Source organism: Corynebacterium sp. HMSC075D04 (assembly GCF_001815635.1).
GTDB classification, from domain to species: Bacteria; Actinomycetota; Actinomycetes; order Mycobacteriales; family Mycobacteriaceae; genus Corynebacterium; species Corynebacterium coyleae.
The window spans coordinates 73,835-96,206 of record NZ_KV821290.1 but is presented as its reverse complement, the minus strand read 5'-3'; the positions used below and the strand labels follow the sequence as shown (position 1 = coordinate 96,206).

At 61.2% G+C, this 22,372-nt stretch carries 21 protein-coding genes; 14 read left to right on the top strand and 7 right to left on the bottom strand.

Translation table 11 applies throughout. The features are described 5' to 3' along the window. Window positions 1–389: 389 nt before the first annotated feature. The 5 genes from rplJ to HMPREF3048_RS02320 all read left to right on the top strand — a co-directional run bounded on the left by rplJ (window position 390) and on the right by HMPREF3048_RS02320 (window position 10,272). Window positions 390–911: a 50S ribosomal protein L10 gene (gene rplJ / locus HMPREF3048_RS02340; protein WP_070422696.1), complete on the top strand. Its 522-nt coding sequence runs from the start codon at window positions 390–392 to the stop codon at window positions 909–911. 52 nt (window positions 912–963) lie between these two features. After that, the gene (gene rplL, locus HMPREF3048_RS02335) at window positions 964–1,350 is read left to right on the top strand and encodes a 50S ribosomal protein L7/L12 (protein ID WP_070422697.1); all 387 of its coding nucleotides are present in this window, start codon (window positions 964–966) and stop codon (window positions 1,348–1,350) included. Window positions 1,351–1,440: 90 nt separating this feature from the next. Beyond that, window positions 1,441–2,355, top strand: coding sequence for a cell envelope lipid trafficking protein PgfA (locus tag HMPREF3048_RS02330; RefSeq protein WP_070771084.1), 915 nt, complete (start codon window positions 1,441–1,443; stop codon window positions 2,353–2,355). Between the two features lie 334 nt (window positions 2,356–2,689). Then, the gene (locus HMPREF3048_RS02325) at window positions 2,690–6,187 is read left to right on the top strand and encodes a DNA-directed RNA polymerase subunit beta (RefSeq protein ID WP_070614260.1); all 3,498 of its coding nucleotides are present in this window, start codon (window positions 2,690–2,692) and stop codon (window positions 6,185–6,187) included. Window positions 6,188–6,273: 86 nt separating this feature from the next. Beyond that, window positions 6,274–10,272, top strand: coding sequence for a DNA-directed RNA polymerase subunit beta' (locus tag HMPREF3048_RS02320; RefSeq protein ID WP_070771083.1), 3,999 nt, complete (start codon window positions 6,274–6,276; stop codon window positions 10,270–10,272). An 89-nt stretch (window positions 10,273–10,361) separates the two neighbouring features. Here the strand turns inward: HMPREF3048_RS02320 and HMPREF3048_RS02315 are convergent, their stop codons facing one another. Continuing rightward, window positions 10,362–10,991 (bottom strand): DUF1707 SHOCT-like domain-containing protein, encoded by a 630-nt coding sequence (locus HMPREF3048_RS02315; RefSeq protein WP_070771082.1) that lies wholly within the window; start codon window positions 10,989–10,991, stop codon window positions 10,362–10,364. 211 nt (window positions 10,992–11,202) lie between these two features. Between HMPREF3048_RS02315 and rpsL the strand changes: the two genes are divergently transcribed. From rpsL to HMPREF3048_RS02290, 5 genes are all read left to right on the top strand, one after another. Continuing rightward, on the top strand, window positions 11,203–11,574 hold the full coding sequence (gene rpsL / locus HMPREF3048_RS02310; RefSeq protein ID WP_070771081.1) for a 30S ribosomal protein S12: 372 nt from the start codon (window positions 11,203–11,205) through the stop codon (window positions 11,572–11,574). A 3-nt stretch (window positions 11,575–11,577) separates the two neighbouring features. Next, entirely contained in the window at window positions 11,578–12,045 is a 468-nt protein-coding gene (gene rpsG / locus HMPREF3048_RS02305; protein WP_070422703.1) for a 30S ribosomal protein S7, read from the top strand. Window positions 12,046–12,243: 198 nt separating this feature from the next. Then, window positions 12,244–14,364: an elongation factor G gene (fusA, locus tag HMPREF3048_RS02300; RefSeq protein WP_070422704.1), complete on the top strand. Its 2,121-nt coding sequence runs from the start codon at window positions 12,244–12,246 to the stop codon at window positions 14,362–14,364. Window positions 14,365–14,669: 305 nt separating this feature from the next. Further along, entirely contained in the window at window positions 14,670–15,860 is a 1,191-nt protein-coding gene (gene tuf, locus HMPREF3048_RS02295; RefSeq protein ID WP_070422705.1) for an elongation factor Tu, read from the top strand. 104 nt (window positions 15,861–15,964) lie between these two features. Continuing rightward, window positions 15,965–16,660, top strand: coding sequence for a hypothetical protein (locus HMPREF3048_RS02290; RefSeq protein WP_070771080.1), 696 nt, complete (start codon window positions 15,965–15,967; stop codon window positions 16,658–16,660). An 18-nt stretch (window positions 16,661–16,678) separates the two neighbouring features. Here HMPREF3048_RS02290 and HMPREF3048_RS02285 read toward each other — a convergent pair whose 3' ends face one another. Genes HMPREF3048_RS02285 through HMPREF3048_RS02260 form a run of 6 tightly spaced genes read right to left on the bottom strand, consistent with a single transcriptional unit; the run spans window position 16,679 to window position 19,874 of the window. Further along, window positions 16,679–17,239, bottom strand: coding sequence for a hypothetical protein (locus HMPREF3048_RS02285; protein ID WP_070422707.1), 561 nt, complete (start codon window positions 17,237–17,239; stop codon window positions 16,679–16,681). Beyond that, entirely contained in the window at window positions 17,236–17,877 is a 642-nt protein-coding gene (locus HMPREF3048_RS02280; protein ID WP_070771079.1) for an Asp23/Gls24 family envelope stress response protein, read from the bottom strand. The genes HMPREF3048_RS02285 and HMPREF3048_RS02280 overlap by 4 nt, the downstream gene beginning before the upstream one ends. Beyond that, on the bottom strand, window positions 17,861–18,748 hold the full coding sequence (locus HMPREF3048_RS02275; RefSeq protein WP_070771078.1) for an Asp23/Gls24 family envelope stress response protein: 888 nt from the start codon (window positions 18,746–18,748) through the stop codon (window positions 17,861–17,863). Before HMPREF3048_RS02275 ends, HMPREF3048_RS02280 begins: the two co-directional genes overlap by 17 nt. Further along, window positions 18,748–18,948, bottom strand: a complete 201-nt coding sequence (locus HMPREF3048_RS02270; RefSeq protein ID WP_070422710.1) for a hypothetical protein — start codon at window positions 18,946–18,948, stop codon at window positions 18,748–18,750. The genes HMPREF3048_RS02275 and HMPREF3048_RS02270 overlap by 1 nt, the downstream gene beginning before the upstream one ends. A gap of 57 nt (window positions 18,949–19,005) precedes the next feature. Further along, entirely contained in the window at window positions 19,006–19,308 is a 303-nt protein-coding gene (locus HMPREF3048_RS02265) for a hypothetical protein (RefSeq protein WP_070570621.1), read from the bottom strand. A 2-nt stretch (window positions 19,309–19,310) separates the two neighbouring features. Further along, the gene (locus HMPREF3048_RS02260; protein WP_224213080.1) at window positions 19,311–19,874 is read right to left on the bottom strand and encodes an Asp23/Gls24 family envelope stress response protein; all 564 of its coding nucleotides are present in this window, start codon (window positions 19,872–19,874) and stop codon (window positions 19,311–19,313) included. 517 nt (window positions 19,875–20,391) lie between these two features. Between HMPREF3048_RS02260 and rpsJ the strand changes: the two genes are divergently transcribed. From rpsJ to rplW, 4 genes are read left to right on the top strand one after another with little or no spacing between them, the layout of a single operon-like run. Further along, complete coding sequence (gene rpsJ / locus HMPREF3048_RS02255; RefSeq protein WP_034997227.1) at window positions 20,392–20,697, top strand: 30S ribosomal protein S10; 306 nt, start codon at window positions 20,392–20,394, stop codon at window positions 20,695–20,697. 35 nt (window positions 20,698–20,732) lie between these two features. Beyond that, window positions 20,733–21,389, top strand: coding sequence for a 50S ribosomal protein L3 (gene rplC / locus HMPREF3048_RS02250; RefSeq protein WP_070422712.1), 657 nt, complete (start codon window positions 20,733–20,735; stop codon window positions 21,387–21,389). Then, on the top strand, window positions 21,386–22,048 hold the full coding sequence (gene rplD / locus HMPREF3048_RS02245) for a 50S ribosomal protein L4 (protein ID WP_070450615.1): 663 nt from the start codon (window positions 21,386–21,388) through the stop codon (window positions 22,046–22,048). Before rplC ends, rplD begins: the two co-directional genes overlap by 4 nt. Further along, complete coding sequence (gene rplW / locus HMPREF3048_RS02240) at window positions 22,049–22,354, top strand: 50S ribosomal protein L23 (protein WP_070422714.1); 306 nt, start codon at window positions 22,049–22,051, stop codon at window positions 22,352–22,354. Window positions 22,355–22,372: the final 18 nt, after the last annotated feature.

Here is a 22,372-nt window from a genome sequence, read left to right as displayed (position 1 = left end):
TCGCCTGCACTAACACCTCGAACGAATTCATGCCTAAGACGCTAAACCGTCAACAGAGAAAGTGCACCTGGCCTGTGGATAACTGGGCGTGGGGTCGTCGAAAAGTAGTGGAAAAGTAATGGCTTATCCACAGGCAATTTGACCTCGCGGCGAAACCCGCTAAAATACCCAACCGAAGTTTGAGCGATCCGTAAGGGTCGCGCTCAAGTTTCACCGAAGACCGTCGGTCACTTCCGTAAGGGAGTCGAAGGTATCCCATTCCAGGGATCGACCCACGCAGGAGAAACGAGGCTGGACTTGCGTCTGCCCCGTGCCTTCTGCACGGGGCATTTTTCATTGGTGCTCCGGGCGGATTGAAGGACATGAAGTATCGGAAGGAGGCGTGTGTCATGGCAAACCCGAAGAATGTTGCGGAACTTGCAGCTCTGAAGGAGAAGTTCGCTGAGGCGGACTCCATCGTGCTGACTGAGTACCGTGGCCTGACCGTCGGCCAGCTCCAGCAGCTGCGCGGCGATATGGGCTTTGATGTCGAGTACCACGTCGCCAAGAACACTCTCATCAAGATCGCTGCTAATGAGCAGGGCATTGAGGGTCTCGACGATCTTCTCACCGGCCCGACCGCTGTTGCGTTCATCAAGGGCGACGCGGCTGTTGATGCTGCGAAGGTGATGAAGAAGTTCAACAAGGACCACGACGCGTTCGTGATCAAGGGCGGCTTCATGGACGGTAACGTCCTGGACGCTTCCCAGATCGACGCTCTGGCTGAGATGGACAACCGCGAGACCACCCTTGCGAAGCTCGCTGGTGCGTTCGAGGGTTCTCTGGCAAAGGCTGCCGGCCTGTTCCAGGCTCCGGCCTCCAAGACGGCTCGTCTTGTCGCTGCGCTGCAGGACAAGCAGGAAGCCGCGTAAGCAAACTTTTACATCTGGGCTGCAGACGCCCACCTAAAGAAAGGAAGCCATCATGGCTAAGCTCACCAAGGACGAGCTCATTGAGCAGTTCAAGGAAATGACTCTTATCGAACTTTCCGAGTTCCTGAAGGAATTCGAGGAGGTCTTCGACGTGACCGCTGCTGCTCCGGTTGCAGTTGCTGCTGCTCCGGGCGCTGCTGGCGATGCTCCGGCTGCTGAGGAGAAGGACGAGTTCGACGTTGTTCTCGAGGACGCTGGCGACAAGAAGATCGGTGTCATTAAGGCTGTCCGCGAGCTCGTTCCGGGCCTGGGCCTGAAGGACGCTAAGGAAATGGTTGAGGGCACCCCGAAGGCCATCCTGGAAGGCGCTTCCAAGGACGACGCTGAGGCTGCTAAGGCTAAGCTCGAGGAGGCTGGCGCAAAGGTCACCCTCAAGTAAGAGCCTTTCGCTTTTCGACGACACCCCCGCCCACCGGTACGTTTACCGGCTGGCGGGGGTTTCGCTTGTCCTGCGCTAAGATTTCGGACCATGCTGCGTTTTTCCCGTTCCTTGGCCGCGTTGGTTGCTGGTGTGGGTATTGCGCTGGTGGTTGCTGGGATGTTGGCGCCGCGGGTGTTGTTGTCAGGGGAGCGGTTGCCGTTGGCGTTGGGGGATGCGACGTGGACGATTACGGATCCGGATGGCATGCGTGCGGGGAAGTCGGCGCCGGTGACGCGTCAGTTGCATTTGGAGGTGATGGAGCCTTCGGGGGATGAGCGGGCGGCTATTCGTGTGGGGGATTCGGTGCGAGCGGGTGAGGCTCCGGGGGATTTTGAGAATTTGGTGTCTGCGACGACGTGGTCGTATGAGTTGGATCGGGTGTCGGGTGAGGCGTTGTCGCCGGCGCAGGCGCAGGTAATTTTTGCGATGCCTGCTGCTCAGGTGGCGGTGAATGGTGTGTGGCTGAAATTCCCGTCGCCCGCGCCTGCGTCGGACGTGGACGTGTTTGATCCGGTGTTGCGTGGTTCGGCGGTGGCGCGGTTCGTCGATACGCAAGAGATCGGCGGACGCACCGTCAACCGCTACCAGCAGACGGTCGCGCCGACGAATATCGCGCAGCGCTACGCCGATCCGCGTAACACGCTCACGATCGACGGTGAACGTACGTTCTTTACTCATGCGGCGGAGCGCGAGTTGCTTGTCGACGAGCAAACGGGCGTTGTTGTGGGCATCAACGAGCGTGTCGACGACTACTATGCCGACGCCGAGGGTAACGGCGTGCAGAACGTGCTGACCTATGACGGACGTATGGACGAGGCGCAGGTCACGGAACTTGTGCAGCGGGTTGGTCAGGCGCAGCCGAAGGCGGCCAATCCGTTGTTGTGGTGGATTGTCACCGGTGTCGGTGCGGTGTTGGCCCTGGTGGGGCTGATTGGTTCGGTTGTTTCGGCGCGTCGCAATTGACGAGTCGCGCGGGTGGGGTGGTAGGCTGCCCTCCAGCAACTTGGACAACGGCACCAGACGGCACGGGTGCGTGAGGGTTGTAACGCGGGGGGTTGAGTGCCCGATAGGGCCCTTTACAATTTGTTAGCTTTTGTATAAGCTTGCTCGTTGCGCTGGAAGCCGTCTCCAGTACGTCATTGAAGCCTTGTGCATACGGATGAGAATTTCCTATTTGACAAGGTGATTTTGTTGTCTCTGGGGGCGGGTCTTCCGAAGCAGACCAAATGCTAACTTATCCTGCGGAAATGCCGCTGGACCGCGAAGCCAGACGCGGGCCGGTGAGCATCCGCCAGAGGTGCTGGAAGGACCCAACTTGGCAGTCTCAGACCAGACCATGAATATGGCTGAAATCCCGGGGGCTCCGGAACGTTATTCGTTCGCGAAGATTAACGAGCCCATTACCGTCCCGGGCTTGCTCGATGTGCAGCTCGAATCGTTCGCGTGGCTCGTCGGTACGTCGGAGTGGCGTGAGAATGAGCAGGCGAGCCGTGGCGACGATGCACGCGTCACCTCGGGCCTTGAGGACATTCTTGAGGAGATCTCCCCGATCGAGGACTACTCGGGCAACATGAGCCTGACGTTGTCCGAGCCGCGCTTCGAAGACGTGAAGTACACGATCGACGAGTGCAAGGACAAGGACATCAACTACTCCGCGCCGCTCTATGTGACCGCGGAGTTCATTAACAACGACACGCAGGAGATTAAGTCCCAGACCGTGTTCATTGGCGATTTTCCGCTGATGACCGACAAGGGCACCTTCATTGTCAACGGCACCGAGCGTGTCGTTGTCTCCCAGCTGGTGCGCTCCCCGGGCGTGTACTTCGACGAGTCGATTGATAAGTCCACGGAGCGCCCGCTGCACTCCGTGAAGGTTATCCCGTCTCGCGGCGCTTGGCTCGAGTTCGACGTGGACAAGCGTGACACCGTTGGTGTGCGTATTGACCGTAAGCGTCGCCAGCCGGTTACCGTCCTGCTGAAGGCTCTGGGTTGGACCACGGAACAGATCACGGAGCGCTTCGGCTTCTCCGAGATCATGATGTCCACCCTGGAAAACGACGGTGTGAACAACACCGACGAGGCTCTGCTGGAGATTTACCGCAAGCAGCGTCCGGGCGAGCAGCCGACGCGTGACCTTGCGCAGTCCCTGCTGGAGAACTCGTTCTTCAAGGCGAAGCGTTACGACCTGGCTCGCGTGGGCCGTTACAAGGTCAACCGCAAGCTTGGTCTCGGCGGCGATCACGACGGTTTGATGACGCTGACCGAAGAGGACATTGCTACCACCCTCGAGTACTTGGTGCGTCTGCACGCAGGTGAGTCGGAGATGACCTCCCCGTCCGGTGAGATCATCCCGATCAACACCGACGACATCGACCACTTCGGTAATCGTCGTCTGCGCACCGTGGGTGAGCTGATCCAGAACCAGGTCCGCGTTGGCCTGTCCCGTATGGAGCGCGTCGTGCGCGAACGCATGACCACCCAGGATGCGGAGTCGATTACCCCGACGTCGCTGATTAACGTGCGTCCGGTCTCCGCTGCGATCCGCGAGTTCTTCGGTACCTCGCAGCTGTCGCAGTTCATGGACCAGAACAACTCTCTGTCTGGCCTGACCCACAAGCGTCGTCTGTCTGCGCTTGGTCCGGGTGGTTTGTCGCGTGAGCGCGCCGGCATCGAGGTGCGAGACGTGCACCCGTCGCACTACGGCCGTATGTGCCCGATTGAGACCCCGGAAGGCCCGAACATTGGTCTGATTGGTGCGCTGTCCTCGTACGCGCGCGTCAACCCGTTCGGTTTCATTGAGACGCCGTACCAGAAGGTCGAAGACGGCAAGCTGACCGATCAGATTGATTACCTCACCGCCGACGAGGAGGACCGCTACGCCATTGCGCAGGCGGCCACCCCGATGGATAAGGACGGCAACCTCACCGGTGAGCGTATCGAGGTCCGCCTCAAGGACGGCGACATTGGCGTCGTCGGCCCGAAGGGCGTTGACTACCTGGATATTTCCCCGCGTCAGATGGTGTCCGTGGCTACGGCGATGATTCCGTTCCTCGAGCACGACGATGCGAACCGTGCCCTCATGGGTGCGAACATGCAGAAGCAGGCTGTGCCGCTGCTGCGCGCCGAGTCCGCATACGTGGCTACCGGTATGGAGCAGCGTGCTGCGTACGACGCTGGCGATACCGTCATTTCCAAGAAGGCCGGCGTGATTGAGAACGTCACGGGCGACTACATCACCGTCATGGATGATGAGGGTGGCCGCGACACCTACATGCTGCGCACCTTCGAGCGTACGAACCAGGGCACCTGCTACAACCAGACCCCGATCGTGAGCGCGGGCGACCGCGTTGAGGCCGGTCAGGTTATCGCTGACGGCCCGGGCACCAAGGACGGCGAGATGGCTCTCGGCCGTAACCTGCTGGTTGCGTTCATGCCGTGGGAAGGCCACAACTACGAGGACGCCATCATCCTTAACCAGCGCGTGGTCGAGGAGGACATCCTCACCTCCGTGCACATCGAGGAGCACGAGATTGATGCCCGCGACACCAAGCTCGGTGCCGAGGAGATCACTCGTGAGATCCCGAACGTGTCCGAGGACGTGCTGAAGGATCTGGACGAGCGCGGCATTATCCGTATCGGTGCGGACGTGCGTGACGGCGACATCCTTGTCGGTAAAGTCACCCCGAAGGGCGAGACCGAGCTGACCCCGGAGGAGCGCCTGCTGCGCGCCATCTTCGGCGAGAAGGCCCGCGAGGTCCGCGACACCTCCCTGAAGGTGCCGCACGGTGAGCAGGGCAAGGTCATTGCTGTGCGTCGCTTCTCCCGTGAGGACGACGACGATCTGTCCCCGGGCGTGAACGAGATGATCCGCGTGTACGTGGCTCAGAAGCGCAAGATCCAGGACGGCGACAAGATGGCTGGCCGCCACGGCAACAAGGGTGTCGTGGGCAAGATCCTGCCTCAGGAAGACATGCCGTTCATGGCTGACGGCACCCCGGTGGACATCATCCTGAACACCCACGGTGTGCCGCGTCGTATGAACATTGGTCAGGTGCTTGAGGTTCACTTGGGCTGGCTGGCGAAGGCCGGTTGGACGGTGAACCCGGACGATCCGGCGAACGCCAAGTTGCTGGAGACCCTGCCGGAGCACCTGTATGACGTTCCGCCGGAGTCGCTGACCGCAACCCCGGTGTTCGACGGTGCGACCAACGACGAGATCGCAGGCCTGCTTGCTAACTCCAAGCCGAACCGCGACGGCGACGTCATGGTGGACGGCGACGGTAAGACCGTCCTGTTCGACGGCCGTTCCGGTGAGCCGTACAAGTACCCGATTTCGGTCGGTTACATGTACATGCTGAAGCTGCACCACCTGGTGGACGAGAAGATTCACGCTCGTTCCACTGGTCCGTACTCGATGATTACGCAGCAGCCGCTGGGCGGTAAGGCTCAGTTCGGTGGCCAGCGTTTCGGCGAGATGGAGGTGTGGGCAATGCAGGCTTACGGCGCTGCCTACACGCTGCAGGAGCTGCTGACCATTAAGTCGGATGACGTGGTCGGCCGTGTGAAGGTTTACGAGGCGATTGTCAAGGGCGACAACATCCCGGATCCGGGTATTCCGGAGTCTTTCAAGGTGTTGCTCAAGGAGTTGCAGTCCCTGTGCTTGAACGTGGAGGTTCTCTCTACTGATGGCACGCCGATGGAGCTCGACGGCGATGACGACGAGTTTGATCAGGCTGGCTCCTCGCTCGGCATTAACCTGTCCCGCGATGAGGGTGCAGCGGCGGATACCGCTTAGGCGCCAGGTGGTCGTCGTAAAGCAATTGCTTGTCGACGATCAAACGAACGCAATAGCCAACCACTTAAAAGAAAAGGAATTTTTACGTGTTTGACGTAAACCTCTTCGATGAGCTTCGCATCGGCCTGGCCACCGCCGACGACATTCGCCGTTGGTCCCACGGCGAGGTGAAGAAGCCTGAAACCATTAACTACCGCACGCTCAAGCCGGAAAAGGACGGCCTGTTCTGCGAGCGCATCTTCGGTCCGACCCGCGACTGGGAGTGTGCCTGCGGTAAGTACAAGCGTGTCCGCTACAAGGGCATCATCTGCGAGCGCTGTGGCGTCGAGGTGACCAAGTCCAAGGTGCGCCGTGAGCGCATGGGCCACATTGAGCTGGCTGCTCCGGTGACGCACATCTGGTACTTCAAGGGTGTGCCGTCGCGTCTGGGCTACCTGCTTGACCTGGCGCCGAAGGACCTTGAGCGCATTATTTACTTCGCGGCGAACATCGTCACCTCGGTTGACGACGAGGCTCGCCACAACGACATGTCCACCCTCGAGGCGGAGATGTTGATGGAGAAGAAGGATGTCGAGGACGACACCAACTCCGAGATCGCCGACCGTGCGCAGAAGTTGGAGGAGGACCTCGCTGAGCTCGAGGCTTCCGGTGCGACTGCTGCTGCCCGCAAGAAGGTGCAGAACGCTGCCGATAAGGAGATGCAGCACCTGCGCGAGGCTGGCGAGCGCGAGGTTGAGCGCCTCGACGAGATCTGGACCACCTTCCAGAAGCTCGCTCCGAAGCAGATGATTATCGACGAAAACCTCTACGAGGAACTCGTCGACCGTTACGAGGATTACTTCACCGGCGGCATGGGCGCCGAGGCAATCCAGACCCTGATCCGCAACTTCGACCTCGACGCCGAGGCTGAGGAGCTGCGTGGCATCATCGCCGAGGGCAAGGGCCAGAAGAAGGTCCGCGCCCTGAAGCGTCTGCGCGTTGTCGCTGCGTTCCAGCGCTCGGGCAACGACCCTGCAGGCATGATCCTCGACGCCATTCCGGTGATCCCGCCGGAGCTGCGTCCGATGGTCCAGCTCGACGGTGGCCGTTTTGCCACCTCTGACCTGAACGACCTGTACCGCCGCGTGATCAACCGCAACAACCGTTTGAAGCGCATGATCGACCTGGGTGCACCAGAGATCATCGTGAACAACGAGAAGCGCATGCTGCAGGAGTCCGTTGACGCCCTGTTCGACAACGGTCGTCGTGGCCGTCCGGTCACCGGCCCGGGCACCCGTCCGCTGAAGTCCCTGTCTGATCTGCTCAAGGGCAAGCAGGGCCGCTTCCGCCAGAACCTGCTGGGTAAGCGTGTGGACTACTCCGGCCGTTCCGTGATTATCGTCGGCCCGCAGCTGAAGCTGCACGAGTGTGGTCTGCCGAAGCGTATGGCGCTTGAGCTGTTTAAGCCGTTCGTGATGAAGCGCCTCGTCGATAATGACTACGCGCAGAACATCAAGTCCGCCAAGCGCATGGTGGAGCGTCAGCGCCCTGAGGTGTGGGACGTGCTCGAAGAGGCGATTTCCGAACACCCAGTGCTGCTGAACCGTGCACCGACCCTGCACCGTCTGGGTATCCAGGCGTTCGAGCCGAAGCTGGTCGAGGGTAAGGCAATTCAGCTGCACCCGCTGGCCTGTGAAGCATTCAACGCCGACTTCGACGGTGACCAGATGGCAGTCCACCTGCCGCTGTCCGCAGAGGCGCAGGCTGAGGCCCGCATCCTGATGCTGTCCTCCAACAACATCCTGTCCCCGGCATCCGGCAAGCCGCTGGCAATGCCGCGCCTGGACATGGTGACCGGCCTGTACTTCCTGACCATGCTCAAGGGCCCGCAGGAGATCGGCGGCGAGGGCGCATATGCACCTGCCGACGAAAACGGCCCGGAGCGCGGCGTCTACTCGTCCTACCGTGAGGCCATCATGGCTTACGACCTGGGCGTGCTTGGCCTGCAGGCACCGATCAAGGTGCGCATCGATCACCTGCGTCCGACGGAGGAGATCGAGGCAGAGCAGTTCCCGGATGGTTGGACGAAGGGTCAGCCGTGGATGATGGAGACCACCCTTGGTCGCATCATGTTCAACGAGCTCATGCCGTTTAACTTCCCGTACCAGGAAGGCGCCATGGTCCGTAAGGGCGGTGGCGGCGGCAAGGTGCTGCTCGGCGACATCATCCAGTCCATGGTTGAGCAGTACCCGATGATCACCGTCGCTCAGGTGCTGGACAAGATGAAGGACGCTGGCTTCTACTGGTCCACCCGTTCCGGCGTCACCATCTCCATGTCCGACGTGCTGATTCTCCCGAACAAGAACGAAGTCCTCGAGCAGTACGAGAAGGAAGCCGAGGCCATCGAGCGCAAGTTCTGGGAGAAGGGCGCGCTTACGGAGGAGAACCGTTACGACCGTCTGGTCGAGCTGTGGCAGGATGCCACCAACAAGGTTGGTCAGGCCGTCGAGGACCTGTACCCGGACGACAACCCGATTCCGATGATCGTGAAGTCCGGTGCTGCAGGTAACATGCGTCAGATCTGGACCCTGGCCGGCATGAAGGGCATGGTCGTGAACTCGCGTGGTGAGTACATCACGCGCCCGATCAAGACCTCTTTCCGCGAAGGCCTGTCCGTGATGGAGTACTTCAACAACTCCCACGGTTCCCGTAAGGGTCTTGCCGATACCGCTCTGCGTACCGCTGACTCGGGCTACCTCACCCGTCGTCTGGTGGACGTGGCGCAGGACGTCATCGTCCGCGAGGAGGACTGTGGCACCCGTCAGGGCGTCAAGGTTCCTGTTGCCGTGGAAAACGCTGGCGTTTTCCACCGCCACGACCTTGTGGAGACCTCTGTTTCCGGCCGCGTGCTGGCAGCGGATGTCACCGATGCCGATGGCAAGGTCATCGCTGAGGCTGGCACCGAGCTCACCGAGCAGCGTATCGACGACCTCGTGGCCGCCGGCATCACCGAGGTCAAGGTTCGCTCCGTGCTGACCTGCCAGACCCCGACCGGTGTCTGCGCGAAGTGCTACGGCAAGTCCATGGCCTCCGGTCACCTCGTCGACATCGGCGAAGCCGTCGGCATCGTGGCTGCACAGTCCATTGGTGAGCCGGGTACCCAGCTGACCATGCGTACCTTCCACCAGGGTGGTGTCGGTGGCGACATTACCGGTGGTCTGCCGCGTGTCCAGGAGCTCTTCGAGGCCCGCGTTCCGAAGAACCGTGCCCCGATCGCTTCCGTGGCCGGCACGATCTCGCTCGAGGACGAGGGCAACTTTTGGACCCTGACCATCCACCCGGATGACGGTTCCGACGTGGTGGTCTACGAGAAGCTGTCCAAGCGCCAGGGCCTGGCCCAGGTTCGCCGCCCGATGGAGTCCAACCCGGACGCCATGATCGAGCGTGGCCTGCGCGAGGGTGACCACGTCGAGGTGGGCGAGCGCCTGCTTCGCGGTGCTGCTGACCCGCACGACGTGCTCGAGGTTCTCGGCCGTCGCGGTGTGGAGAAGCACCTTATCGACGAGGTCCAGGCCGTGTACCGCACCCAGGGTGTGTCCATCCACGACAAGCACATCGAGATCATCATCCGCCAGATGCTGCGTCGCGGCACCGTGATCGACTCGGGTACCACCGAGTTCCTCCCGGGCACGCTCGTGGACCTGTCGGAGGCACGCCAGGTCAACGCCGCTGCTGTGGCAGACGGTGGCGAGCCGGCCGAGATGCGCTCCGAGATCATGGGCATCACCAAGGCGTCGCTGGCTACCGAGTCCTGGCTGTCGGCTGCTTCCTTCCAGGAGACCACCCGTGTGCTCACGGACGCTGCGATTAACAAGCGTTCCGACAAGCTCATCGGCCTGAAGGAGAACGTGATCATCGGTAAGTTGATCCCGGCTGGTACCGGTATCTCCCGCTACCGCAACATCCAGGTCAAGCCGACCGAGGCGGCACGCTCCGCGGCGTACGCCATCCCGACCTTCGGCGATTCCATCTACGGCGACGAAGGCTACGGCGAATTCACCGGCGCTTCCGTGCCGATGGAAGAGTTCGGCTACGAGGAGCTCTAAAGGCAGCCCCAGCATTCTGGCTTAGCTAGGTCTGCTTCAAAGCCCGGCCTCCCCGCTGAGGGGAGGCCGGGCTTTTTGTTGTGCTGATACTAAACGTGAGCACCACGGGCTGCGCGCACGATTCCTACGCCACCCATGAGTGCGAGCCCGCGAACATGGATGACCGGAGCATCGGCGGGAATCTCAGCGAGAGAAAACCTGCACGACGAGTGGGTTTCCACCCCGAAACCACCCATGATTCCAATTCCTGCATCGACGACTCGGACATCGTCTGGCACAATGATCTCGATGCCACCCATGATGGCGAATGCGTTGATCTCAGTCTCGTGAGAACTCAACCTCGCCTCGCGCAGATCGATTGAGCTTCCGCCCATCACGGTGAAGGAGGTGTGCGTCGGAGCTACCAACCAGTCGCCGCCACGCTCGCTGCCTCCCATGACTGCAAGGCTGAAGCCGGAGCCGCCGGATTCGCCGGTGACGTAGTTCCTCACTCCTGAAGGGCGCTGGGCCGGAGGATGGGGTTGGGCGGTGACGGGGGAGAGATCGTCGATAAGCGCAGGAAGCTCATCGACAAAGGTTGCCTCGTAGAGCATGCGAGAGCGCTCGTCGAACTCGTTGACGGAGAGCTGTCCATCGACGAATGCATCGTGAAGGAAGGCGGCGGCACGGTCGCGTTCCGCGCTGCTCAGTCGCTTACGGGGGAGGTTCGCATCGCTCATGCCACGAAAGCTAGCACGGATTTGCCGTCATGCCTTGGCGTGTTGTAAATTATCTGAGGTTTCGCCCGTGTGAATCGGTGCGAAGTTAAACGAACTCCATGCGACTCGTTCACTAGGTAGTTCATGCAAGCGGCAGGGCCCCGGAAGAAGAGCCCCTATTTTTGCATGTATGGCCATGTGTGAGCGGGACGCGCGAACAGAAAGGGCTTGAATGCCTACTATTCAGCAGCTGGTCCGCAAGGGCCGCCACACCAAGAGCGCGAAGGTGGCTACTGCTGCGCTGAAGGGCTCCCCGCAGCGCCGCGGCGTGTGCACCCGCGTGTACACCACCACCCCGAAGAAGCCGAACTCTGCACTGCGTAAGGTCGCCCGTGTGCGCCTGACCTCCGGTGTCGAGGTTTCCGCTTACATTCCGGGCGAGGGCCACAACCTGCAGGAGCACTCCATGGTGCTCGTGCGCGGCGGCCGTGTGAAGGACCTCCCGGGTGTGCGCTACAAGATCGTTCGTGGCGCCCTCGATACCCAGGCAGTGAAGGACCGTAAGCAGGCACGTTCCCGCTACGGCGCGAAGAAGGGACAGTAATCAATGCGTAAGCAGCAAGCACCGAAGCGTCCCATCGTTAAGGATCCGGTATACGAGTCCGAGCTGGTCACCCAGCTTGTGAACAAGATCCTGCAGGACGGCAAGAAGTCCACCGCCGAGCGCATCGTCTACGGCGCACTCGAGATCTGCCGCGAGAAGACCGGCACCGATCCGGTGGGCACCCTGGAAAAGGCTATCGGCAACGTTCGCCCGGACCTCGAGGTTCGCTCCCGCCGTGTTGGTGGCGCAACCTACCAGGTCCCGGTTGACGTCAAGCCGGAGCGCTCCACCACTCTCGCCCTGCGTTGGCTGGTCACCTTTACCCGCCAGCGTCGTGAGAACTCGATGATCGAGCGTCTCGCCAACGAGATCCTGGATGCTTCCAACGGTCTCGGCGCATCCGTGAAGCGTCGCGAGGATGTCCACAAGATGGCAGAGGCCAACCGCGCCTTCGCCCACTACCGCTGGTAAGAGCTGGAAGCGAGATGATCGTCGGCAGACCCCGAAACTGCATATGTGTCCCCTCGTGGGGCCCGCGTTTTCGGGGTTTTCGTCGATAAGCACAAGCTCGCGCTGCCATTTGGGCAACAAAGTGGCAGAATTGACTAACGACAACTAACCGACAAAGACGCTTCACCGCGTCGACGACATTAAGTTGGGGTAACAAACGTGGCACAAGAAGTGCTTAAGGACCTGCACAAGGTCCGCAACATCGGCATCATGGCCCACATTGACGCCGGTAAGACCACCACCACCGAGCGCATCCTGTTCTACACGGGCATCAACCGCAAGGTCGGCGAAACCCACGACGGTGGCGCAACCACCGACTGGATGGATCAGGAGAAAGAGCGCGGCATCACCATTACGTCCGCAGCTGTGACCTGTTTCTGGAACAACAACCAGATCAACATCATTGACACCCCGGGTCACGTGGACTTCACCGTTGAGGTGGAGCGCTCCCTGCGCGTGCTCGATGGTGCTGTCGCCGTGTTCGACGGCAAGGAAGGCGTTGAGCCGCAGTCCGAGCAGGTGTGGCGTCAGGCTGCGAAGTACGACGTACCGCGTATCTGCTTCGTCAACAAGATGGACAAGCTGGGTGCAGACTTCTTCTACACCGTCGGCACCATTGTCGACCGCCTCGGCGCTAAGCCGTTGGTAATGCAGATTCCGATCGGCGCTGAGGACGACTTCGACGGCGTCGTCGATCTGCTCGAGATGAAGGCTCTGCAGTGGCCGGGCAAGGTCGAGACCGGCACGCCGCCTCAGATCACCGAGATCCCGGAGGACCTCAAGGAGCTCGCAGAAGAGTACCGCGAGAAGCTTCTCGAGACCGTTGCCGAGTCCGACGAAGAGCTCATGGAGAAGTACTTCGGTGGCGAAGAACTCACCATCGAGGAAATCAAGGGCGCCATCCGCAAGCTCACCGTGAACTCCGAGATCTACCCGGTGTTCTGCGGTACCGCATACCGCAACAAGGGCATCGAGCCGATCCTCGACGCTGTTGTTGACTACCTGCCGAGCCCGCTGGACATCGGCGAGGTGCGTGGCACCTCCGTCGACGGCTCCGAGGAACTCTTCCGTAAGCCGTCCGTCGAAGAGCCGTTCTCCGCACTGGCCTTCAAGATCGCCGTGCACCCGTTCTTCGGCAAGCTCACCTACGTGCGCGTCTACTCCGGCCAGGCTATTCCGGGCGAGCAGATGCTCAACTCCACGAAGTCCAAGAAGGAGCGCGTGGGCAAGCTCTTCCAGATGCACGCGAACAAGGAGAACCCGGTCGAGCACGCAGACGCCGGCAACATCTACGCGTTCATCGGCCTGAAGGAAACTACGACCGGCGACACCCTGTGCAACCCGGATCACCCGATCATCCTCGAGTCCATGGACTTCCCGGACCCGGTTATCCAGGTGGCCATCGAGCCGAAGACCAAAGCTGACCAGGAGAAGCTCGGTACCGCTATTCAGAAGCTTGCTGAAGAGGACCCGACCTTCACCGTCCAGCTCGACGAAGAGACCGGCCAGACCGTCATCGGCGGCATGGGCGAGCTCCACCTCGACGTGCTGGTGGACCGCATGAAGCGCGAGTTCAAGGTTGAGGCAAACATCGGTTCCCCGCAGGTTGCTTACCGCGAGACCATTCGCAAGAAGGTCGAGTCCCTCGACTTCACCCACAAGAAGCAGACCGGTGGTTCGGGCCAGTTCGCAAAGGTCATCGTCACCATCGAGCCGTACAACCCGGATCCGGAGACCCTGGAAGAGGGCGAGTCCGCAACCTACAAGTTCGAGAACGCCGTCACCGGTGGTCGCGTGCCGAAGGAATACATCCCGTCCGTCGACGCTGGTATCCAGGACGCAATGCAGTACGGCTACCTCGCTGGCTACCCGCTGGTGAACATCAAGGCCACCCTCGAGGACGGCGCTTACCACGACGTCGACTCTTCGGAAATGGCGTTTAAGATCGCTGGCTCCCAGGTCCTCAAGGAAGCTGTTGCTAAGGCGAAGCCGGTTCTGCTTGAGCCGGTCATGGCTGTTGAGGTCGTGACCCCGGAGGAGTACATGGGCACCGTTAACGGTGACATCAGCTCCCGCCGTGGCCAGGTCTACGCCATGGAAGATCGCTCCGGCGCAAAGGTCGTCCGTGCGAAGGTGCCGCTGTCCGAGATGTTCGGCTACATCGGCGACCTGCGTTCCTCGACCGCTGGCCGTGCGAACTTCACCATGGTGTTCGACTCCTACGCTGAGGTTCCGCAGAGCGTCGCGCAGGAGATCATCGAGAAGCGCAACGGCAACTAAGCCGCCCTCTCCCGCCAGCTGCGTGCCAGCAGCTGGCGTATAAGGGAGAACCCCTAGCGGGGTAGCGGTCGCGCTGAGGCAACGCAACAACGGGCGTTGTCTGAGCCGGCCGTTACCCTCTAGGTTGGTCCGGGGAATCGGATCGGCCAGTTTGAAAAACGGCCTTTTTGAACCTAGGATCTTGTAACTGGCACATTGTGAAATGGCTCCCGTCGCTATATCCGTTTTGGGCTGTAGCGGTTGGGCGTAAGCAAACCACGTGGCTGCGAAGGTCGTAGCCACCATGAAGTCCAGGAGGACAATCAGTGGCAAAGGAAAAGTTCGAGCGCACTAAGCCGCACGTGAACATCGGCACCATTGGTCACGTCGACCACGGCAAGACCACCACCACCGCTGCGATCACCAAGGTACTGGCAGACCAGTACCCGGAGGAGAACAAGGCCTTCGACTACGCGATGATCGATAAGGCTCCGGAGGAGCGCGAGCGCGGCATTACCATCAACATCTCCCACGTGGAGTACAACACCCCGAAGCGTCACTACGCACACGTCGACGCCCCGGGCCACGCCGACTACATCAAGAACATGATTACCGGCGCTGCTCAGATGGACGGCGCAATCCTCGTGGTTGCTGCTACCGACGGCCCGATGCCGCAGACCCGTGAGCACGTTCTGCTCGCTCGCCAGGTTGGCGTTCCGTACATCCTCGTTGCACTGAACAAGTGCGACATGGTCGACGACGAAGAGATCATCGAGCTCGTCGAGATGGAGGTTCGCGAGCTGCTGGCTGAGCAGGACTACGACGAGGAAGCACCGATCGTCCACATCTCCGCTCTCAAGGCTCTCGAGGGCGATGAGAAGTGGGTTCAGTCCATCGTCGACCTCATGCAGGCTTGCGATGACTCCATCCCGGATCCGGAGCGCGAGACCGACAAGCCGTTCCTGATGCCGATCGAGGACATCTTCACCATTTCCGGCCGCGGCACCGTGGTTACCGGTCGTGTGGAGCGTGGCGTCCTCAACCTCAACGACGAGGTCGAGATCATCGGTATCCGCGAGAAGTCCCAGAAGACCACCGTCACCTCCATCGAGATGTTCAACAAGCTTCTCGACACCGCTGAGGCTGGCGACAACGCTGCACTGCTGCTGCGTGGTCTGAAGCGCGAGGACGTCGAGCGCGGCCAGGTCATCATCAAGCCGGGCGCTTACACCCCGCACACCAAGTTCGAGGGCTCCGTCTACGTGCTGTCCAAGGACGAGGGCGGCCGTCACACCCCGTTCTTCGACAACTACCGTCCGCAGTTCTACTTCCGCACCACCGACGTGACCGGTGTTGTGAAGCTGCCGGAGGGCACCGAGATGGTTATGCCGGGCGACAACGTCGACATGACCGTCGAGCTCATCCAGCCGGTCGCTATGGACGAGGGTCTGCGCTTCGCTATCCGCGAGGGCTCCCGCACCGTCGGCGCTGGCCGCGTTACCAAGATCCTCGACTAATTCGAGTCGATCTGACGTAACCGTCGGATAAACGCCAAGGCCGCCTCTCCCGTTTGGGAGGGGCGGCCTTTTGCATGCCCTGAGGGGGGTTTATGGTCTGAGGTGTGCAGGACCCAACACGTATCCCGAAGATTCTGGCCGCGCTTCAAGAGGTTTGGGAGGGGCAACCAGATTTGAGCCTCGGCCAATTATTTGGGGTATTGGGCAATCGTGGGCTGGGGTGGGACTCAACTGACGCAGAGGCGCTCGCAGTTCTTCAGCAGGTCTCTCAGGAGCATCCTTCGCTTGTCGACGACACCTCCGCCCCCATTACCCTCACCACCGTCGAACCGCACCTTCAGGTTACCTTGGTGGACGGAAATGTGGTGGTGCGAAGCGCGGCGCACCCAGGGCGAATGCCGTCGGTGTGGCGGTATGCGTCGATGCGACGTACCGGTCCGGGGTTACCGCTCGTGGTAACTGATGTGGAGGGGGTGGAACATCGGCTGGGGATTGTCCGTCATTTGAAGCTTTTTACACCGGGAGAGAGTCGTTCGCTGGCGGGATTGCTGCAAGATAGCGTCGGAGGGAACCGATGGTTGGTCGCGCTGGAAGATGGAGCAAGGGCTGTGGTCGGCAGCCGGATCCGTCGTTGGGTACAGGCGCGTCGTGATGTTGACGTGGATACCTTCGCCTGGGCACGCATTCTTCAATGCGAGGCGGGGGCGGACATGACAATCGCCCCAGCCTCCGGCGGGGAGCCGGTGGTGCTGGGGCGAGTTACCGCGGTGTTGCCGCTGGAAGTTCAGGAGGAAGCCTAGACAGCCGCGAAGCCGCGTTTAGGCGGAGATCCTATCGAATTGCAGCTTCCATACGGTATCGATGTCCATGGTGTGGCTTGCGAGCCGGAAATCGTCGTCTGCGGCCTCGATAGCGCGGATGGCGCTTTCCAACGGGTAGTTCGGGTTCGCGGTGACGGTGAACGTGACGGTCGGGCGTTGGCCGACCATAGCGACGCGGCTGTCGGCGCGTTGGACTTCGTCGAGACGCTGGATGGTGTTGCAGGCTGCCTCGGCGACGCGCTGAACGTTGATTACCGTGTCACCGTGCGCGGCATCGGCTGGCACGATGTTGCCGTTGGAGAACGCGCGGGAGCGTAGATTTGCAAGCAAGATCCACAATCCCAACACGGCCAGGACAATAGCGGCGGCGATAAGCGCCTTGGTATACCAGTCCTCGTAGGCGAGGTACGTCACGCGGCTGCGGTCGATGTCGCGGAGGAAATCGCTCAAGTACGGGATTTCCCAGTACTCCGCAATGGGGAATAGGGCCACAACGACCATCAACAGGCCGAGCAGGAACGTGACCAGACGGTTGAAGAAGCTCAATGTTTTGGTCATCGGTGCACCTCCGGGGGACGGACGTCGGATACCTCGGGTGCCGACTGCGCCGTGGTGGTGACTTGTGCCTGAGGCGTTTCCTTAGGCAACACCTTCACGGACACCGCAGGAGGCGCGGCGAGGCTCTTGAGCTCGCTGTTGAGCGATCGCGTGATGCGTTCTTGCATTGCGGGGCCGGAGCCGTCGTCGACAACCTGTACCTTGACCGACTTGCGGGTCGCCTTGGAGCGTACTTGCTCGCCACCGAGGTCGCTGTGAACCGTGTTGGTGGACTTTCGTGCCACATCGACGGGACGGGTCCAGATAGACACTGGGGAGTTCACTCGGACAAACCGGTGCGGGCGGGGTTTGAGCGCAACCACGATGAGCACAAGGCCGACCAAGGCCAGCAGGCACGCAATGATGACGGCGGGGATCTCTGTGGTGAACGAGCCGAGGAACTCAAACGCGCGACCAAACCAGGACTGCTCGGGTGATTCCGACTCGTAGGTGTAGTACCAGAGGTCACGCGCGCCGACACCCGCTAAAGCGATGAGGAGCAGGCTGATGAGGACTGCGATCCAGCGCGATGCAGGGGTGCCTAGCGGTTCGTCGCCGGGGTGTGGCCCGACTGGGCGGGCGCTAGTTGGTTCGGTCATAGTACTTCACCACCGGTTCTATCGTGATCTGCTGAAGTGGCTTCGGCTGTGGGGCCTGTGGGATGACCACGGGCTTCGGAGCCGGGCCGCGCGGGCTTGTTGGGCGCGCACTGGGCTGAATTGTCACCGGCTTGAGCGGCTGCCTATCTACGGTGATATCGCGCAACGGTCGCTGCCACGGCACCTCAACCGGCCGCATGTGCCCGAACGCCTTGACAGCGATCGGGGTGAGGGGCTGCAACGCTGGCAGCGACGGGGCGCGCAGAGCCACGGGGATGGGCGTCTCTGGGGCGAACGGCTCGAGTGGCTCGGGCACGTCAACGCCAGAAACGATGACCGGTTTGGGCGGTTTCGGGGTTCGCACGCTTGGGGGAGTTGGTGTGGTGACGGCACGCATGTCGTCGACAAGCGATCGCGCTTCGATCGGCGCCAGTTCCTCGCGCTCGTTGGTCACGGGGTGCGTGATCTCGGTGGGAGAAACCTGGATGGGCTCTGGGATGATGAAAGCATCGTGGGTCGCAACATCGTCCCAGGTCACACGGGAACCATCGTCGATCGATTCGACGTTAGCAACGGTGACGTTGACGCGGGAGACATCCATCCCTGCGAGGGTGCGGATGTGGGCGATGATGGTGGCGCGCACAGCGTCCGTAATCGCCGCGACGGGCGCGGGGTAGGACGTGGCAATCTCGGCATCGATGGCGACAAGGCCCGTCGTGCGGTCGATGTGTGCCTCGATGCGCGGAAGGCTGCGGCCCGCCAGGCCCGCCAATTTCGCGTCGATGTTGCGGGATCCCGGCACTGTTGAGGCCGCCACTTCCGCCACGCGCTCGATGGTGCGTTCGCTGACGTGGTAGAAGGAAGTGTCCATCAGCTATTGCTCCGGCCGGTTCCGTTGCCGATGATGCTGGCTAGGTCGAGGCGGCCGTCGAGTTGGGCGCCTACTACGCCGCCGAGGATGGTAAACAGCAGCAGCCAGAGTAGGCCGGCCCAGCCACCGAATGTGACGAAGAAGGCAACGATGACGCCGATGATGACGCCGGTCAGTGCCTTGTTGGCAAAGAGATTCATTGTTAAACCACGTTTCGGGTTGTTGTGTGAGGTGCGGGGGCGTAGCCCGTGTTGCTGCTATTGCGCATCGCCGGCGATGACGTCCACGAACTCGGCGTCCGAAGCGCTCAGTGCTGCGGCGCGTACGTCTTCGGCGACCTCGTGGACGTTGCGTCCTGAGGCGACGTCGAAGGTGAAGTGGACTTCGAGGCCCGCTTTGCCGTTGCGTGAGGCAGATCGGATGCCTTCGATGCGTTGGTGCGGCAAGTAGGTTGCGATTTCGCCGAGTCGGCCGCCGTAGAGTTTTGCTACTCCGTTGACGGCGAGTGTGGCGTCGCGGACGCCCTCCGCAACCTCTCGGGTAACGGGGGTGTTGGCCATGATTACTGGATCTGCTGGTTTACAGACTGGTTGACTGCCTGGTAGTTGCCGTCGTCGTAGTTCTCACCTGCGGTCTCCTGCTCCGGCAGGTTGACGTCGTGGACGGTGACATCGACGCGGTCGACGATCAGGCCGGTCATGCGGGTGATGGCGACGGTGATGTTTTCGCGAATGGCGTTTGCAAGCTCGTGGATGGCGACACCGTACTCGGCGATGATGGCAACTGCGACGGATGCGTGGCCGTCCTCGACTGCCACATTGACGCCCTGCTGGACGTTGGTGGAGGAGGTCAGGGACTCGCGGACTGCGCCCCACATGCGGGCTGCGCCGCCGCCGAGGTTGTGGACGCCGGAGACTTCGCGTGCTGCGATGCCGGCGATCTTGCCAACAACGTTGTCGTCGATAACAGTGCTGCCGTGCTCGGTTTCGAGGTTTTCGTTGCGCGGGCGCTGCTTCTCGGTCTCGGTTGCGGTCGAGGTGGTTGCTGGGGTGTTCTTTGCAGTGTTGTTTGCAGCGTTGTTTGCGTTCTGGTCGGCCATGACGGTCCTTTCAACTGTGATGTTCATGTTCCGAGTGCGCCTATATAGATGACGCGCACGGTATGGGAACAAGGGTACACAGGTTGTCGTCGTCAAGCGGGCTTGCGTTGGTGGCAACCTTGTGTTTTAATACGCAGGTTGCCTTGACATGGGTTGACGGAAGTCGGCCGGTGGCTCGGCAAACATGACACCTTCCAGTCGGAAGACCGGTGAAGGGGCCATGGCAAATAAACAGCGGCAGTACGCGAGGGTCACGCACCCTTCCGTGTCTGATACCCGGGCATATTGCTTGTCGACGATGACGTGTCGGCCAACAACGTGCCTTGGCGGAAGCACTGAGCGTCGGCGCGTTTATTGCGCAGGTCTCAACTTCCGGATGTGTCATGACAGTCAGAAAAGACACTGGCGTTGAGCCAAGGGCCCAGCCCGGACAACGTTATAGAGAAACTAGAAGCTACAAACCCCACCGCTTCTCTCTCGTTTCACTTCGTTCAACTTCGAGCGAAGCGAGAGTTGAACGTGGGGATGCGAGGAAGAGGTAAGCGTGGCGGGACAGAAGATCCGCATCAGGCTGAAGGCCTACGATCACGAGGCGATCGACGCATCCGCGAAGAAGATCGTCGAGACGGTCACCCGTACGGGTGCCCGCGTCGTCGGCCCGGTGCCGTTGCCAACCCAGAAGAACGTGTACGCCGTGATTCGTTCTCCCCACAAGTACAAGGATTCTCGCGAGCACTTCGAGATGCGCACTCACAAGCGCCTCATCGACATTCTCGACCCGACGCCGAAGACGGTAGACGCGCTTATGCGCATTGATCTGCCGGCCAGCGTCGACGTGAACATCCAGTAGAGCAATCCCCAACGTAAGTAGTGGAGAACTAACACATGTCTGACAACCAGATCAAGGGCATTCTGGGCAAGAAGCTCGGCATGACCCAGATCTTCGACGAGGAGAACCGCGTTATCCCGGTTACCGTCGTCGAGGCTGGGCCGTGCGTTGTCACCCAGATCCGTACCCCTGAGACCGATGGCTACTCCGCCATCCAGATCGCTTACGGCGACATCGATCCCCGTAAGGCTAAGAAGCCGCAGGCTGGCCACTTTAAGAAGGCTGGCGTCAACCCGCGTCGCTACGTTGCTGAGATCCGCATGGACGACACCTCGGGCTACGAGCTCGGCCAGGAGTTCAATGCAACGATCTTCGAAGGCGACACCTTCGTCGACGTCGCAGGCACCACCAAGGGCCACGGCTACGCCGGTGCCATGAAGCGCCACGGCTTTGCCGGCCAGGGTGCTTCCCACGGTAACCAGGCTGCCCACCGTCGTGTGGGTTCCATCGGCGCCTGCGCGACCCCGGGTCGCGTGTTCAAGGGCACCCGTATGGCTGGCCGCATGGGCGGTAACCGCGTTACCACCCAGAACCTGAAGATTCAACGCATCGACGGCGACAACAACCTCATCCTGATCAAGGGCGCCATCCCTGGCGCAAAGGGTTCCGTTGTTACCGTCAAGACCGCAGTGAAGGGCGGTGCTCACGCATGACGAAGCTGACGCTTGACGTCCACACCGCAGACGGAGCTACCAAGGGTTCCGTCGACCTGCCGGCCGAGTACTTCGACCGCGAGGTATCCGTGGCACTCATGCACCAGGTTGTGAATGCACAGCTTGCTGCTAAGCGCCAGGGCACCCACGCAACGAAGACCCGCGGCATGGTTTCCGGCGGCGGCAAGAAGCCGTTCCGCCAGAAGGGCACCGGTCGCGCCCGTCAGGGTTCGATCCGTGCTCCGCACTACACCGGTGGTGGCATTGTGCATGGTCCGCAGCCGCGTTCCTACGCACAGCGCACCCCAAAGAAGATGATCAAGGCTGCCCTCGCCGGCGCTTTGACCAACCGTGCGCAGAACGAGCGCATCCACATCGTGGAGGATCTCGTCCCGGGCCAGACCCCGTCGACGAAGTCCGCTCGTGCATTCATCGAGCGCCTCACCGACCGCAAGTCGGTCCTGCTGGTGATCGGCCGTGATGATCAGAATTCCCGTCTCTCCGCAAGGAACCTGCCGGGCGTCCAGATCATTGAGCCGGCTCAGCTGAACACCTACGACGTCCTCAACGCTGATGACGTTGTGTTCTCGGTCGAGGCACTCCACACCTTCATCAACCGCGGCGCAGCTGTTGCCGCCGCTGCGGAGGAGGAGAAGTAAATGGCAAAGATCGCTAACCCGCGCGACATCATCATCGCCCCGGTGCTCTCTGAGAAGAGCTACGGCCTGATGGAGCAGAACACGTACACCTTCTACGTGTCCCCGTCCGCGAACAAGACCCAGATCAAGATTGCCGTGGAAGAGATTTTCGGCGTCGACGTCGCTTCGGTGAACACCGTCAACCGTGAGGGCAAGCGCAAGCGCTCCCGCACCGGTTTCGGTAAGCGTAAGGACACCAAGCGCGCCTACGTCACTCTCCGCGAGGGCAGCGACTCCATCGACATCTTCGGCGGTGCGACCGCGTAACCCGCGGCTCGCTGAAGA